Raw genomic sequence first — 15,964 nt, forward strand, 5'->3', positions numbered from 1 at the left:
CCACCATGTCGGATCAAATCGTTAATGCCCTGCCGCCGCGGATTCTGCTGGGCGTCAATGTTGACCATATCGCCACGCTGAGACAGGCGCGCGGCACGCGCTTTCCCGACCCGGTGCAGGCCGCCCTGGTCAGTGAAGAGGCCGGTGCCGATGGCATTACCATGCATCTACGCGAGGATCGCCGTCACATTCAGGACCGTGACATCGAGCTTGCCATGCAGATGCTCAACACGCGTCTTAACCTTGAGATGGCCGTGGTCGAGGAGATGATCACGCTGGCTGAGCGTCTCAGGCCCGCCAATGTTTGCCTGGTGCCTGAAAAGCGTGCGGAGCTGACCACCGAGGGCGGTCTGGATGTGGTCGGGGGCGGTGATCGCATTCGACAGGCCTGCCAGCGTCTGGCGGCAGCAGGCTGTGAGGTGTCACTGTTTATCGATCCCGAGCCGGATCAGATTCAGGCAGCATTCGATGCAGGCGCGCGCGCCATCGAGCTGCACACCGGGACCTGGGTGGAGGCGTCACGCGACAATGCCGATGTCGAGCTCGCCCGTATTGCCGCGGCGGCCGAAATGGCCCATACCCTGGGCATGACCGTCAACGCCGGCCACGGCCTGCACTACCACAATGTAGAAGCCATTGCGGCCATGCCCTGGTTTCATGAGCTCAACATTGGCCACGCGATTGTCTCACGTGCCGCCCTGACCGGGCTTGACGAGGCCGTGCGTGAAATGAAGCGTTTGATGGTACAGGCGCGCGCCTTCAGTACGTTCGAGCACTCGGCCTGAAGACGGCGGCACTGAACGCATTAGCGCTAAAGACAATGCGTTGATCGGGCCGCGCTATAATAGGCTCTTTTTTGGCATCCCGTTGATTCTGGAGCGCTGCATGGATTACCCCACAATCGAATCCACCATCGGGCATACCCCGCTGGTGCGCCTCAAGCGCATTCAGGTCGGCAGCAGCACGCTGCTGGCCAAGCTTGAAGGCAACAATCCTGCCGGTTCGGTCAAGGATCGTCCGGCCCTGTCGATGCTTGCCCACGCCGAAGCGCGCGGTGAGATCACACCCGGCGACACGCTGATTGAAGCCACTTCCGGCAATACCGGCATTGCGCTTGCCATGGCAGCGGCCATACGTGGTTATCAGATGATTCTGATCATGCCGGACAGTGCCAGCAGCGAGCGCAAGCAGGCCATGGCCGCCTATGGCGCCCGATTGATCGAGGTCACGAAGGATCAGGGCATGGAAGGTGCCCGGGACATGGCGGATGCCATGATCGCTCGAGGCGAAGGCAAACCGCTCAATCAGTTTGCCAACCATGACAATCCACTGGCCCATTTCGAGACTACCGGGCCCGAGCTCTGGGAACAGACGGGGGGCAACATCACCCATTTTGTCAGCTCAATGGGCACCACCGGCACCATCATGGGCGTCTCGCGCTATTTGAAGTCAAAAAATGACGCGATCCAGATCGTGGGGCTTCAGCCCGAGGATGGTGCCAGCATTGCCGGCATTCGCCGTTGGCCCGAGGCCTATCGTCCCAGCATCTTCGAGCAGTCGCGCGTTGACAGGGTCATCGATATCGGTCAGCAGGAAGCCGAAGAACACATGCGGCGTCTGGCACGGGAAGAGGGCATTCTGGCTGGCGTCTCCTCGGGCGGCGCGCTGGCGGGCGCCCTTCGTATCGCGCACGAAGTCGACAACGCCGTGATCGCCTTTATCGTTTGTGACCGTGGGGACCGTTATCTCTCCACCGGTCTTTATGCACCGGAGCAGCATTAAACATGGCCATGTTGGGACAGCGTCGTCAGCAGCGACCCGCGACGCGCAAGCGTCTGGAATCGCCGGGCGCGAAACGCGCTGATGAAGGAAGCGTGGTGATCGAGCGCCTGGCGCACGATGGACGCGGTGTGGCGCACAATCTTGAGGGCAAGATACTTTTTATCGAGCAGGCGCTGCCCGGTGAAGAAATCGAAGTGGCCGTGCATACCCAGCACGGTCGGTATGATGAAGGCCACGTGCGCCGAATCCTCAAGGCATCCGATGAGCGCGTGACGCCGGGCTGTGCCCATTTTGGCCGCTGTGGTGGCTGTGATCTGCAGCATCTGGCGATCGAAGGCCAGCGTCGTCACAAGCAGCAGGTGCTGCGTGAACACATGGCGCGCCATGATATTGAACTTCCCGAGCTGTCCTTGCTGGAAGGTGACGCATGGGGCTATCGCCGCCGTGCGCGACTGGGCGTTCGGGTCGGCAGTGATGACCGCATTCACATGGGCTATCGGGTGCGCGGGCAGGATCGGCTTTTTAATATCGAGCAGTGTCCGATTCTCGAGCCCCGTCTGGAAGCGCTGCTTCAGCCGCTGCGCGCGCTGATCGAAACGCTTGAAGCGCCGCGTCGGCTGGGGCATATCGAACTGGTGGCCGGTGATGAAAACGTCATGATTACCCTGCGCCAGCTCCGCCGTGTTTCCAATGATCTGGCGCGCTGGCAGCAGTTTGCCCATGAGTATGGTGTGCTTTTGAGCGTTGTTTGCGGCGAAGGTGAAAAGCCGGCACTGGAGCGTCTGGACGACAGGCCCGAGACATGGCCGAGTTATCGGGCGCTTCCCGGTGACGACGCCCTGAATATTCGTGTGCAAAACGGCGATTTCCTGCAGGCCAACGCCGAGGTGAATCATCAGCTGGTGGCGCAGGTGCTGGCGTGGGCTGATATCCATGACGGGATGTCTGTTGTGGATCTCTTTGCCGGCGTGGGCAATTTTTCCCTGACCCTTGCCGCTGCCGGGGCGCGCGTAATCGCCTACGAAGGTCGGGAATCAATGGTGCAGCGCCTGCGCGATAATGCACAGGCGGCAGGCGTATCGGATGATATCGAGGCGCGCTGTACGGATCTCGCCAGTGCGCCCCCCGGGCTGGAGGACGCGGCGCTCGTGGTGCTTGATCCGCCTCGCGCCGGGGCTCAGGGCATCTGTCAGTCGCTTGCAGTGAGCGGGCCTTCACGGGTGCTCTATGTGTCCTGTGAGCCGGCCACGCTGGCACGCGATGTGCATCTACTCGTGAGCGGTGGCTATCGTCTGGTCAGGGCAGCCGTGGCCGACATGTTCCCGCAGACGGCGCATCTGGAATCGCTGGTGCTGCTCGAGCGTCAGCCTACATAAAAGACAAGACGGGAATCGCGTTACATGGTCAAGGTTCGCGAAGATCAGCCGCTCGATGCCGATGGACGAGTCGATATCACGACCTGGCTTGCCCATCTTCAAAGCGAAGTCCCCCTCAAGGACCCGGCCGAGCTTGAACGCGCCTGCCGGTTCGCCGCGAGGATCAATCAGGAGGCTGCCAGCCAGCAGCCTGCCTGGCGTGACATCTATTCCGCCTTTCGTATCGGGCTTGAAATGGCCGATATCCTCAGTGAGCTCAAGCTCGATCAGCAGGCCATCACGGCCGCCGTGCTGTATCGCAGCGTGCGCGAGGGGCTGACGCGTCTGGACGTGATCGAGCGTGAGTTCGGCCCGGAAGTCTCCAGCCTGATTGATGGGGTGCTGCGCATGGCGGCCATCTCTCAGCTGCAGGCGCCGGATCAGGGCATGACGCAGCACAATCAGCAGGAAAATCTGCGCAAGATGCTGGTGGCCATGGTAGACGATGTGCGTGTGGCCCTGATCAAGATTGCCGAACGCACCAGCATGCTGCGCCAGGTCAAGGATGGTTCCCGCGAGCGTGCCCTGCGTGTGGCGCGCGAAGTGTTCGACATTTATGCCCCACTGGCGCATCGATTGGGGATCGGCCAGATCAAGTGGGAGCTGGAAGATCTTTCCTTTCGCTACCTGCATGAAAACGATTACAAGACCATCGCCAAACAGCTGGCGGAGAAGCGACTGGATCGTAATCGCTACATCCACGATGTCGTGGACACGCTCAAGCGTCTTCTCGAGGCGCAGAACATCACCCGCTATGACCTCTCCGGGCGTGCCAAGCACATCTATTCGATCTGGCGGAAGATGAAGCGCAAGCACATCGACTTTTCACAGGTCTACGATGTGCGCGCCGTGCGGGTGCTGGTGCCTGAAGTCACCGATTGCTACACCGTACTGGGGATTGTCCACTCCTTGTGGCATCACGTGCCCAACGAGTTTGACGACTACATCGCCAACCCCAAGAAAAACGGCTATCAGTCGCTGCATACGGCTGTCTTCGGGCCCGAGGGCAAGGTGCTGGAGATCCAGATTCGTACCTTCGCCATGCATGAGGATGCCGAGCTTGGGGTCTGTGCGCACTGGCGCTACAAGGGCACCGATGTCGACTCCAAAAGCCGCAGCTACGAGCAAAAGATTGCCTGGCTGCGTCAGGTGCTCGAGTGGCAGGAGGAGGTCGGCGAGCTGACCGATCTTACCGAGGGGCTCAACTCCGACATCGCTCCCGATCGCATCTACGTCTTTACCCCGGAAGGGCACGTGATCGACCTGCCCCGGGTCGCGACACCGATCGACTTTGCCTACCGCGTGCATACCGAAGTCGGCCACCACTGCCGCGGTGCGAAGGTGGATGGGCGCATTGTCCCCCTGACCTATCAGCTCAAGACCGGACAGCAGGTCGAGATTCTCAACGCCACCCAGGGCGGCCCGAGCCGCGACTGGCTCAACCCGTCGCTGGGGTATGTCTGTACCTCCCGTGCCCGGGCCAAGATCCAGTCATGGTTCAAGCTGCAGGCGCGTGAGCAAAACGAGGAGGAGGGGCGCGTTCTGCTGGAGCGCGAATTTCGCCGTCTGGACCTTGAGCGTCTGGATCGCACGCGCCTGGCGCAGGCGGTAAATTACACCAGTCCTGAAGACATGTACGCCGCCATTGGCGCCGGCGATCTTCGCATCGGGCAGGTACTCTCCCAGGCGCAGCATCTTTTCGGTGAAACCGAAGATGTCGATGAACTTGACCGTCTATTGGCGCGTCCGCGTCGCCAGGGTGTACGTGAAAGCACCGATACCATCACCGTGCTGGGGGTCGGCAATCTCAAGACCCAGATGGCCAACTGCTGTCATCCGGTGCCGGGGGACGACATCGTGGGCTTTATCACCCAGGGGCGGGGGGTCACGGTGCACCGTCAGGATTGTCCCAATATCCTGCAGCTTCGAAGCGATGAGCCGGCGCGCGTCGTTCAGGTCGAGTGGGGCCAGCAGCAACCGATCCAGTACCCGGTCGATATCGAAATCAAGGCATGGGATCGCTCCAATCTGCTGCGCGATGTCACCGGTATTCTTTCCAATGAAAAGGTCAACGTACTGGGCGTCAATACCTCTACCAATCGTGATGACCATATGGCCACGCTGAAAATCACGCTGGAGGTGTCGGGGCTTGATGTGCTGTCAAAGGTGGTCAACCGGATCGGGCAGTTGACCAACGTGACCGATATCCGTCGGCTGCGTCAGGGCGGTGGCAGCCTGAAGGATTCGGTCTAGATCGCGATTTTAAGGTGAAAAAGGGTATTTCGATGCAAGAGGCACGTTACACGCTCGATGATCTGCTCACCCTGATGCAGGTCTTGCGCGACCCGCAGCAGGGGTGTCCGTGGGATGTGGCTCAGCACTGGGATTCCATCGTGCCCCATACGATCGAAGAGGCGCATGAAGTGGCCGATGCCATCGAGCGTCGCGCCTTTGATGAGCTGCCCGGCGAGCTGGGGGATCTGCTGTTTCAGATCGTCTATTACGCCCAGTTTGGCCGCGAAGAAGGCCGTTTCGACTTTCACGATATTGTCCATGTGCTGACGGCCAAGATGATCACCCGTCATCCGCATGTGTTTCCTGACGGGCATCTCGGCTCGCGGCGACAGGGTGTGGCGGCGGTTGATGTGGATACCTCGGCGGTCGGGCAGCGCTGGGAGGCCCGCAAGGTTAACGAGCGTGATTCGCGCGCGGCCACATCACACCTGGACGACATCCCGCTGGCACTACCGGCGCTGTCTCGCGCCAGCAAGCTCTCCAGTCGCGCCTCCCGGGCAGGCTTTGACTGGCCCGACCACCGCGGCGCGCTGGACAAGATTCGCGAGGAGCTGGCCGAACTGGAAGTCGAAATCGAGGCCGGCCATCAGGAGAACATGAACGCCGAGCTGGGCGATCTTCTCTTTGCCGTGGTTAATCTGGCTCGCCATCTGGAGGTGGATCCGGAACAGGCGCTGCGCGGTACCGGTCAGCGATTTGAAAGGCGTTTTCGCCACGTGGAAGACGCCGTTCGGGAAAGCGGCCATCCCATCGAGCATACCGACCTCGACACCCTTGAGTGTCATTGGCAGGAGGCCAAGCGCATCGAGCGTGGGCAGTAGCGGCTAATCCCCCATGAGTTCGCATGACTTCGACTTTGGTCGCAAGTCATTGTTGTAGTGTTGTTGTTGTTCCCCGACCGCGTCAGGCTCTTGCTTCCTGTCATGCGCCTCGCGGAGTCTTTCATGCAATACGCTTCTTCTTCTGCCCCTGGAGGTGCCTCTTCAGGGGACGTTTCCGATAACGACCATGCGCTGGATGACAATGTGCTTCACGCCTCACTGCGTGAGCATGTGCGTCTGCTGGGTGACAGCCTGGGCCACACCATTGCCGATGACCTGGGCACCGACCTTGTCGATCAGATCGAAAAAATCCGGGCGCTGGCAAAGCAGGGGCGCAAGGATGCCGGTGCCCGCGCCGAACTGATCGAGTATCTGCGTAACCTGCCTGAAGAGCGCATGCTGCCGGTGACGCGAGCCTTCAACCAGTTTCTGAACCTGGCCAACCTTGCCGAGCAGCACTATCGCGGTCGCTTTCGCCGGGTCGAGGATTATCGCCCCGGCACCCAGCCGCGTCTGGATGACCTGCTGGAACGTCTGACGCAGGCCGGCCATGACGGCGAGGCGCTGATCGAGCGCATTGCCTCGATGCGCATCGAGCTGGTCATGACGGCGCATCCGACCGAAGTGGTCCGGCGCACCCTGATCCGCAAATATGACGCCATCAATGGCTGTCTGGGAGAGCTCAACGCCAGCGAAGAGCACCCCGAGCGTCTGGAGCAGTTGCAGGGGCGTCTCAATGAGCTGGTCAGTCAGGCTTGGCACACCAGCGAGATCCGTGCCGAGCGGCCGACGCCGGTGGATGAGGCACGCTGGGGGCTGGCGGTCATCGAACAGTCGCTGTGGCAGGCCGTGCCGACCTTCTACCGCGAGCTGGATCAGATGCTGCTGTCGCGTGCCGGTCGGCGCCTGCCATTAGAGGCAGCGCCCATCCGGTTTGCGTCATGGATGGGTGGCGACCGCGACGGCAACCCCAACGTGACCTCGGCGGTCACCCGTGAAGTGCTGCTGCTTGAGCGCCACCGCGCGGCCGAGAGTTTCCGCCGCGATGTCGAGCAGCTGCGTCTTGAGCTTTCCATGTGGAAGGCCACGCCGGAGCTGATCGAACTGGCCGGCGGCCCCTGTCCCGAGCCCTACCGCAAGGTGCTCAGCGATCTCGAACAGCGTCTGGGGGCGACCCGCGACAAGGCGCAGATGATCTGGGAAGGGCACGGCTGGAGCGGCGAGCGGCCCACGGTGGATACGCGCGAGGCGCTGCAGGCGCCGCTGGAAGCCTGTTATCACTCGCTGATGGCCTGCGGTCTTGATGTGATCGCCAATGGGGCGTTGCTGGATACCCTGCGTCGGGTGGCCTGTTTTGGCACCACCATGACCCGTCTGGACATTCGCCAGGAGTCCACCCGCCACACGCAGGTGTTCGAAGAGCTGACGCAATATCTGGGGCTTGGCAACTACGCCGAGTGGGACGAGCCGGCCCGCCGCGAGTTTCTGCTAACTGAGCTGAACTCGCCGCGCCCGCTGATTCCCGCGCAGTGGCCCTGCTCGGACGAGGTCCGTGAGGTGCTCGATACCTTTGAAGTGATCGGCTCCGAGTACAGCGAGGCGCTGGGCTCCTATGTCATTTCCATGGCGGGGCAGGCCAGTGACGTGCTCGCCGTGGCGCTTCTCATGAAGGCGGTGGGCGGCCGGGTCAGTCTGCCCATCTCACCGCTGTTTGAAACGCTCGATGATCTGGACCGTGCCGGCCATGTGATCAATGACCTGCTGGGCATGTCGGAATACCGCAACCTGATCGATGCGCGTCAGGAAGTGATGATCGGCTATTCGGACTCGGCCAAGGATGCCGGCCAGCTGGCGGCGGCCTGGGCGCAGTATCGTGCCCAGGAGCGACTGGTCGAGGTCTGTCATGAACACGGTGTCACGCTCACGCTCTTCCACGGGCGTGGCGGCACGGTAGGCCGTGGGGGCGGTCCGGCGCATGCAGCGATTCTTTCCCAGCCGCCGGGCTCCGTGCAGGGCAGTCTGCGGGTGACCGAACAGGGCGAGATGATTCGCTTCAAGTTCGGTCAGCCCCGTATCGCCGTGCGTTCCATGGAGATCTATCTCAGTGCGGTGCTGGAAGCGACGCTGTTGCCGCCGATCGAACCAAAGCAGGCGTGGCGTGAGGAGATGGATCACCTCGCCACGCGCGCGCATCAGGTGTATTCAGGCATCGTGCGGGAAGACCCGGCCTTTGTGCCCTATTTTCGCGCCGTGACACCGGAAACGGCGCTTTCCGGGCTGCCGCTGGGCTCCCGGCCGGCCAAGCGTCGCGCCACGGGCGGTGTTGAAACGCTCAGGGCCATTCCCTGGATATTTGCCTGGACACAGACGCGATTGATGCTGCCGGCGTGGCTGGGCAGCGATGCCGCCTTTGCCGAGCGCAGCGAGAGCGAGGAGGGCATGGCCCGGCTGCGCGAAATGATGAACGAGTGGCCGTTTTTTGGCACCTTCCTGGACATGCTCGAGATGCTGCTGGCCAAGGCCGATGCCGAGATCAATGCCTATTATGAAGAGCGTCTGATCGATGATGACAATTCCCGCGCGCTGGGGACCTCACTGCGCGAGCGCCTGCAGGGGCTTGAGAAGACGCTTTTGCGCATTCGGGAACAGAGCCATCTGCTCGAACATGCGCCACTGATTCGTCAGGCCGTGGATATACGCAATCCCTATATCGATCCACTGCACGGGCTGCAGGCTGAACTGTTATATCGAAGCCGCCAGCTTGAGGGCGATATCTCCCCGGACCTGCAGCGCGCCCTGATGGTCACCATGGCCGGCATTTCGGCGGGCCTTCGCAACACCGGTTAAGCATGATGAGAGAGGCAATGACACGAATGGCGAACAAAGAATTGTGTCACTGACCTTGAAAAGCCTGCGTTGGCACCTAATGTCTTATAGGACGCATACGGTGGTGGTCTCCCACCATCGTGTGCCCTCAACTTTCATGACGATTGCGGGGATCAAAACGCAGTCGTCGGTTTAAACCCGCTCAGCGAGCGAAGAAGGAGTTTGACCATGGCTTACAAGCTTCCCGAACTGCCCTATGCATTTGATGCACTCGAACCGCACATCGATGCGCAGACGATGGAAATCCACCATGGCAAGCATCACAACACCTATGTGACCAATGCAAACGCTGCGCTGGAAAAGCTTCCTGAAGATCTGGCCGGGCTCGAGGCGCCGGAGCTGCTCAAGCAGCTGGATCGCGTGCCGGAAGAGCAGCGTACCGCCATTCGCAACAACGCCGGCGGTCATGCCAACCATTCGCTGTTCTGGGAAATCATGACCCCCAACGCGCGTGGTCTGAAGGAATTCCCCACGCTGATGAACGACATCGAAAAGACCTTCGGCAGCGTCGAAGCCTTTGCCGAGAAGTTTGAAACGGCTGCCAAGGGCCGCTTCGGTTCCGGCTGGGCATGGCTTGTGGTCAAAAATGGCAACCTGGAGATCGTCTCCACTGCCAACCAGGACAGCCCGGTCTCCTCGCAGGCTTATGGCGGCCATGATGCCACGCCGATTCTGGGCGTCGACGTGTGGGAGCACGCCTACTATCTGAACTACCAGAACCGTCGTCCTGACTATCTCAAGGCGTTCTGGAATGTTGTTAACTGGGCAGAAGTCGAAAAGCGCTACAACGCTGCCAAATAAGTATGTAACGCGCTGACGGATGACTCTGTCTGTAACCCGCATCAGCCCTCGCTGATGCGGGTTTTTTTGTGTCTCAAACAAGGCGTCGATCGTGATGGCGCGCTATTGCTTCGTGCTGCGACCTTTTGAGGTTCGGCGCCTGGCAGTGTCGCGTGTGGTCGTACGCCCGCTGCTTTTGCCGCGGCGCGCCGGGTTTTTTTTACGACCGGCAGAGGCGGCAGGCTGTTCACCGCCGGCCTGCTGCATGGCCTGATTCAGACGCCCGGCATCGACGGCGCTGACCAGCGTTGTCAGCTCGCCGGCCATGTCGGCAAGAAAGGCCTCCAGCGAGTCGTCGCCTTCTCGCACCCTGGAGAGCCGCTGCTCCCAGAGCGCCGTGCGTTCAGGACCGGAAAGACTCTCGGGCAGGGCATCAATCAGGCCGCGGCCGCGTCGAGTGGCGCGAATGGTGCCCGACTGTCGATGAATATATTCCCGTGTCAACAGCGTTTCTATCATGCTGGCCCGCGTGGCCTCGGTCCCCAGTCCGTCCGTTTCTCTGAGGGTTGCCCGCACGGCGTCATCGGTCACGTAACGCGCCACATGGGTCATGGCATTGATCAGGCTGGCATCGGTAAAGGGGTCGGGCGGGCGTGTCTGGCGTGTCTGCATCTCGCATTGGCTGACGCGGGCATCATCGCCCTGGGTCATGGCGGGCAGAATGGCATCCTCATCAGGCGTATTGAAAAGCGCTCGCCAGCCCACCTGAAGAATCTCGCGCCCTTTGGTCATGAAGGCCTCATCAAGCGTTTCCAGCGTGACGCGGGTATCACGATACTCAAAGGATGGATAAAACTGGGCCAGTACGTTGCGCACCACCAGCGTATAGACGTTTTGCTCCTCGCGGCTCAGCGTCTGCCAGCGCGGCGTCTGCCCGGTCGGGGCAATGGCATGGTGCGCACCAATCTGCTTGTCGTTGAAGGCACGCGACACGCGTGTGGTATCGATACCGGCATGCCATTGCCCAAGAGTGTCATCACCCTGACAGGCATGGCGCAAAGTGGCATCGATGCCGTTGAGATAATCACGCGGCAGGTAGCGACAGTCCGAGCGCGGATAGGTAATCAATCGGTGTCTTTCGTACAGGCGCTGGGCACAGTCGAGCACCGACTGGGCCGACATTTTATAGCGTCGGGCCGCATCAATCTGAAGCGTCGAGAGCGAGTAGGGCAGCGGCGCACTCTGACGCTGATGCTTTTGTTCGACGCTTTTGATCACGGCCGGCTGTCCGGGCAGCCTTGCCGCCAGAGCGCTGGCGGGGGCAGGGTCCAGCAGGCGACCCTGATTGTCCAGGCGGTGCTGGTCACGCGGCTGCCACCAGGCGCGGACGGTGCCGTGACGCGTGGCGAAATCGGCCCACAGCGGGTAGAAATCGACCGGCTGGAAGGCCTCGATGGTTCTGTCACGGCGTACGATCAGTCCCAGCAGCGGCGTTTGTACCCGACCGATGGAGAGCACGCCCTTGATGCCGGCCTGTTGCCCGGTCACCGTCCAGGCTCGGGTCAGGTTGATGCCATACAGCCAGTCAGCCCGCGAGCGGGTCAGTGCTGCCTGATAGAGCGGCTGAAAGCGAGCGTTGTCTTCCAGCGCCTGCCAGGCACGTTTGACGGCGGGTGTGTTCAAGTCGCTGATCAAAAGGCGCTCGATGGGGCCCTTCCAGCCCAGATATTCAATGGTTTCCTGAACGAGAAGCTGACCTTCCCGGTCGGGGTCACCGGCGTGAATGATCCTGGTGGCAGACTTGATCAGACGGCGCAAAATGGCCAGCTGAGCGCGCGCCTTCGGTCGGGGGGTCAGCTTCCACTTCGAGGGGATAATGGGCAGATCATCCAGGCGCCAGCGCTTGAGACGCTCATCGTAGGCCTCAGGCGCGGCCTGCTCGAGCAGATGGCCAAAGCACCAGCTGATCGTAATATCGGTACTGCTCAGGGCACCTTCGGTCTGGCTGAAACGCCCGGGCAGCGCTGAGGCGATGGCGCGGCCCAGTGACGGTTTTTCGGCAATAATCAGTTGCATGACGTCAGTTCAATGCCCTTTTGGCCTTGATCAGTGCCCGGTACCAGCGTCTTGGTACGGTGCCAATCCCCGCAGGGCGCTGGCTGAGCAGGCTGATGTTGCGATGGGCGGTCTGGTCAATGTTGGACAGGATGTTAAGCGTTGAGGCACGGGCTCCGTACTGTCGAATCAGGAAGTCGATCGCTTCGGGTTCCAGCGCCACCCGGTAATGGCGTACCAAAGCAATGGCCAGTGATTCGGCACTGCGAGACAGATCATCATGGATCTCGTTAACCATGGCCGCACCCAGTGCCGCCTTGGCCGCTGCCGACAGGTCCGGCTCCAGATGCCCGAAATAGGAAGCATTGGTGGCATTGATGGCGCGCTGCACTTCCGGCCGCGACAGATGGATATGCGGCTCAAGGGCCAGGGCAATCTCGATGGCCAGATGCTTGGCCATCTCGATATCGCCGCTGGCGGGAGAGCTGTTGGCGCCATGGTCATGCTGTTGGGAGCGTTCACGGTCTGCGCGCGTGTCATTGAGATAGCGCGCCAGATGACGGCAGACGCGGGCCTTCTCGCCGTCGGTCAATGCGATGTGAGTTTCATGAATGCGAAGCCCGCGCTTGCCGGGGCCGACCTGCAGATGCGTCGCCTTGTCGTGCATCTGCTCGGTAATCGCCTCCCAGCGCTGGGAGTGACGAATAAGCGTCGCGTGACTGCGTGCGATCTGGCCGTAGTTTTCCTGCACGCTTCGAAAGAGTTTCAGGGCATTGGTCAGAATTTCGGCACGGTCGCGCAGTTCCTGGCGCAGGTCACTGCGTCCCTGCTGTACGCCGCTGGCGAGATGTTCAATCTGCTCGGCCAGCGCATCCATGGCCTGACGGCAACGGGCCGTCAGGGTCTCGGCACGCAGGCCCGCCGCGGCGTCCTCGACCAGTGTGCCCGACTGCTCGGCGAGATAGACGGTCAATGCCTTGAGACGGGAAAGCCCTGTGGCCTGCTGGATGCGATAGCGTGAGCGGGTCTGTTCAAGGGCGTCGAGCGCTCGGGCCAGATGCCATCGACCGCGATACTCAAAGGTGAGCATGGGGATGCGACGCCCGCAAAGCAGCTCAAAGGCCAGAATGATCATCTCCTCGACATCCTGCAGCGTCATGAGCAGTTCGTTGTCCTGCTCGATGGCCGCCAGCACGCGTTCGATGAAGTTCTCATCGCGCGGCACCCCCTGGTGCAGATCGGGGGCCCGGCCTGCGAATCGATCGCGCAGCAGTGAAATGGCCTCCGGCGCCACGTCGGCCAGCTCGTTGAGTCGCGGGTCGATATGGTCGCGATACAGATCGACCAGGTCGCGGATGCGTGACTGCATGCCGATACGGCGATAGACATCGATCTGCGAGATGCGCCGGGCACTCTCCTCATCATCAAGCAGCTCAAGGGCAGCCAGTTCTACCCCTTCAGGTGACAGGTCATGCTTGCGCAGCAGCATGGCAGCTGCCTCACGCCGACGGGCGTCGCCTTCAAGACTGCCAACGATCAGATTGCGGGTGATCAGCACCAGTTCCGGCAGGGTATCCAGCACCTGCGAGACCCGGGCCGCGGCACGCTCATGCTTGCGTCCCCGGGTCAGATGATGGGCGAAATTGGCGATGATACCGGCAAGACCCGTGATCAGGGCATAGCTGATGAAGAACACATAGTTCTCCATCGAGGGGCCACGGCCGTAGCCAAGCAGGTAGCCGACCCAGGCCCCCAGCAGGGTCACGGGGCCGCTGACCCAGAGGATCTGCATGGCGCTGTTGGTCCAGGGCACCTTGTCCATCGCCTGAGTAATGCGGCGGATACGGTCGCGCCCTTCGCGCTCGAGACGAACGCGGGGCTCATTGGGATTCTGGCGTCGGCGAAGCAGTGAACGAGCTGAGAACAAGCGGGTATTTCCGGAACTAAAGTGGGCGCAGTAACGCAAGGGCTGCTTCAGGACATGTAGAAGGCCTTGCTGACAGGATGTGAGGCGTCAACGAGGCAACATGATGGCGTTATCATGAGACGCCGGCAGTCAGCGTGCTAGCATAAGCGTGATCATGGTGGAGGAACAATATGCTGGCAGCCTGGGTTGACCAACTCCTTGGGTTTTCGACGGGTGCGCTTGACGCCATACGGCGTGACGAGCGCTATCCGTCACTGATGGCCTGGGCAAGAAAAGAGGGCGCTGAGCTGCTTGGCGCAGATGTGGCGCTGGCACAGGCGCTGGCGCCGGTGCTCTGGAATCAGATGCCGCTGCAGCGTCTTGGATTTCGTATTGAAACGCTGGCTGTCCCGGCACCTCAGGAGCCCTGCTGGTGCGACTCCGGTAAACGCTATGCCGACTGCTGCGCCCGGGTCACGTTACCCGGCCAGGTACCGCCGCACCTGATGTGGATGCTGCTGTTGCAGCGCCTTCGCGGGAAGGTACTGCATGAGGCGCTGGCCTCGGATCAGGTGCCGGCACAGGCCCTGCTTGAAGCCGGTATTGTCAGTGCCGAGGGCGGGCAGCTGGGGCGGGCCCAGACCATTCTGGAGGCGCTTTTCAATAACGCCGACTGGGAGGGGTTGCCGCAGGAGAGCGAGCCGGCCTTTGAACTTCTCAGCGATGTGTATCAGGAGCGGGGCTTTACGCGTAAAAAGGCCGCGCTGATGGACAGCGCCGTCGAGCACGGCCCCGGCTTTCTGCGTGGCGCGGCATTGAAACGGCTGTGCCTGAGGTATATGGACAGTGATGATCTGACCAGTGCCCGGGAGACCTTTATTCGGACCCTGGAGACCATGCCCAATGAGCCGGCGCTGGCCTATCTTGAAAGCATGCTGCTGCTGCATGAAGGGCGTCCCGAACAGGCCCGTGCGCGGGCCGATTTCTGGCGCCGGCGATTGATCCATCGCAGTGATCTCGACGAGGATCAGCAGGCGTTTCTCAAGCAGCTGGCAGAAGACCCCGAAGCCACCCTCGCAGAGCAGATGATTTACGCCGACGAGGAGCTGGCCGAACCGCTGGAGACCCTGACCAGAATCCTGCAGGAGTTTTCCAGCGCCTCACGGCTGTCGCTGTCGATCAATGTCGAAGGACGGCTTGAGTATCAGCAGGGCGATCTGGACGACGCCCGCTATCAGATGTGGCAGCAGCACTTCACGACCGAAAACGAGGAGGCGCCCGGCAGCGGGCTTCAGGGCGACCCCTGGCGTGACGCCCGTCCCTGGCTGGATGCGCTGTGTCTTCACCCCGAGTGGCTGGCGACGCCGGCCATTCTGCAGGAGCTTGCCATGGCCCTGGCCGGGCGTTTCGGCAATCTGCCCTGGATGTTTGCATCCATCTTTTCCCCGCTGGCGCAGCGCTTTGAAGATTGGCTGGTTGCGATCGAGGCGGCCGACAGCCCCTTTGTATGGGGGGATGGTGACAATCACGTCCTGTTCCGACTCGGGCTTGGGCTGATTATCGGCATGGAGCGCGGTGCGCGTGAGCAATCAAGACAGCTGGCCGAACGCCTGATTCGTCTTGATGGCGAGGACAGCATGGGCTTGCGTGAGCTGCTGCTGGAGCAGCTTCTGAGTGATGGTCAGGATGTCAGAGCCCTGACACTGATCGAGGAGATCGAGGCGGGCAGTGACGATGGCGAGCCCTGGCTTGGGCTGCTGCTGGGCAAGGCGCTGGCACTCTTTCGTCTTGCTCGGCTTGAGGAGGCCCGTCAGGCACTGACCATGGTCGAACAGGCCAACCCCTGGATGCTCAAGCTACTGATTCGTGACAACCCCAGGCGCGAGCCGGTAACCGGCAATGCACCGATCCCGGGCTCACGTGCCGAGGCGTGGCAGTATCGCGTGCTCATGCGGCCTCACTGGGTGGCTACTCGGGGCGCCATTGGCTGGCTGGATGCCAGACTACGCGCCCCTCTCGAGTAA

At 61.5% G+C, this 15,964-nt stretch carries 10 protein-coding genes; 8 read left to right on the plus strand and 2 right to left on the minus strand.

What is annotated here, in order from left to right; all coding sequences use genetic code 11:
- Positions 1–5: 5 nt before the first annotated feature.
- The 7 genes from pdxJ to C8D72_RS03880 all read left to right on the plus strand — a co-directional run bounded on the left by pdxJ (position 6) and on the right by C8D72_RS03880 (position 10,000).
- Positions 6–785, plus strand: coding sequence for a pyridoxine 5'-phosphate synthase (gene pdxJ, locus C8D72_RS03850; RefSeq protein WP_115853055.1), 780 nt, complete (start codon positions 6–8; stop codon positions 783–785).
- Positions 786–885: 100 nt separating this feature from the next.
- The gene (gene cysM, locus C8D72_RS03855; protein WP_115853610.1) at positions 886–1,782 is read left to right on the plus strand and encodes a cysteine synthase CysM; all 897 of its coding nucleotides are present in this window, start codon (positions 886–888) and stop codon (positions 1,780–1,782) included.
- Between the two features lie 2 nt (positions 1,783–1,784).
- On the plus strand, positions 1,785–3,158 hold the full coding sequence (locus C8D72_RS03860) for a TRAM domain-containing protein (RefSeq protein WP_115853056.1): 1,374 nt from the start codon (positions 1,785–1,787) through the stop codon (positions 3,156–3,158).
- 24 nt (positions 3,159–3,182) lie between these two features.
- Entirely contained in the window at positions 3,183–5,450 is a 2,268-nt protein-coding gene (relA, locus tag C8D72_RS03865) for a GTP diphosphokinase (RefSeq protein ID WP_115853057.1), read from the plus strand.
- Positions 5,451–5,482: 32 nt separating this feature from the next.
- Positions 5,483–6,313 (plus strand): nucleoside triphosphate pyrophosphohydrolase, encoded by an 831-nt coding sequence (gene mazG / locus C8D72_RS03870; protein WP_115853058.1) that lies wholly within the window; start codon positions 5,483–5,485, stop codon positions 6,311–6,313.
- A gap of 123 nt (positions 6,314–6,436) precedes the next feature.
- Complete coding sequence (ppc, locus tag C8D72_RS03875; protein ID WP_115853059.1) at positions 6,437–9,160, plus strand: phosphoenolpyruvate carboxylase; 2,724 nt, start codon at positions 6,437–6,439, stop codon at positions 9,158–9,160.
- A 207-nt stretch (positions 9,161–9,367) separates the two neighbouring features.
- Complete coding sequence (locus tag C8D72_RS03880) at positions 9,368–10,000, plus strand: superoxide dismutase (protein WP_115853060.1); 633 nt, start codon at positions 9,368–9,370, stop codon at positions 9,998–10,000.
- A 102-nt stretch (positions 10,001–10,102) separates the two neighbouring features.
- On the opposite strand, the gene C8D72_RS03885 is transcribed toward C8D72_RS03880, so the two are convergent.
- Together C8D72_RS03885 and C8D72_RS03890 are read right to left on the minus strand one after the other, a co-directional pair.
- Positions 10,103–12,055 (minus strand): DNA topoisomerase III, encoded by a 1,953-nt coding sequence (locus C8D72_RS03885; protein WP_115853061.1) that lies wholly within the window; start codon positions 12,053–12,055, stop codon positions 10,103–10,105.
- Positions 12,056–12,059: 4 nt separating this feature from the next.
- A complete protein-coding gene (locus C8D72_RS03890) occupies positions 12,060–13,961 on the minus strand; it encodes a hypothetical protein (protein WP_115853062.1) in 1,902 nt (633 codons plus the stop codon).
- A 170-nt stretch (positions 13,962–14,131) separates the two neighbouring features.
- Here C8D72_RS03890 and C8D72_RS03895 point away from each other — a divergent pair, with 170 nt between their 5' ends.
- Complete coding sequence (locus tag C8D72_RS03895; RefSeq protein WP_115853063.1) at positions 14,132–15,964, plus strand: SEC-C domain-containing protein; 1,833 nt, start codon at positions 14,132–14,134, stop codon at positions 15,962–15,964.

Source organism: Kushneria indalinina DSM 14324 (genome assembly GCF_003385845.1).
Taxonomy (GTDB): domain Bacteria; phylum Pseudomonadota; class Gammaproteobacteria; order Pseudomonadales; family Halomonadaceae; genus Kushneria; species Kushneria indalinina.

Coding starts and splice junctions, on each gene's coding strand:
- pdxJ (WP_115853055.1), top strand. CDS start 6: ATGTCGGATCAAATCGTTAATGCCCTGCCGCCGCGGATTCTGCTGGGC.
- cysM (WP_115853610.1), top strand. CDS start 886: ATGGATTACCCCACAATCGAATCCACCATCGGGCATACCCCGCTGGTG.
- C8D72_RS03860 (WP_115853056.1), top strand. CDS start 1,785: ATGGCCATGTTGGGACAGCGTCGTCAGCAGCGACCCGCGACGCGCAAG.
- relA (WP_115853057.1), top strand. CDS start 3,183: ATGGTCAAGGTTCGCGAAGATCAGCCGCTCGATGCCGATGGACGAGTC.
- mazG (WP_115853058.1), top strand. CDS start 5,483: ATGCAAGAGGCACGTTACACGCTCGATGATCTGCTCACCCTGATGCAG.
- ppc (WP_115853059.1), top strand. CDS start 6,437: ATGCAATACGCTTCTTCTTCTGCCCCTGGAGGTGCCTCTTCAGGGGAC.
- C8D72_RS03880 (WP_115853060.1), top strand. CDS start 9,368: ATGGCTTACAAGCTTCCCGAACTGCCCTATGCATTTGATGCACTCGAA.
- C8D72_RS03885 (WP_115853061.1), bottom strand. CDS start 12,055: ATGCAACTGATTATTGCCGAAAAACCGTCACTGGGCCGCGCCATCGCC.
- C8D72_RS03895 (WP_115853063.1), top strand. CDS start 14,132: ATGCTGGCAGCCTGGGTTGACCAACTCCTTGGGTTTTCGACGGGTGCG.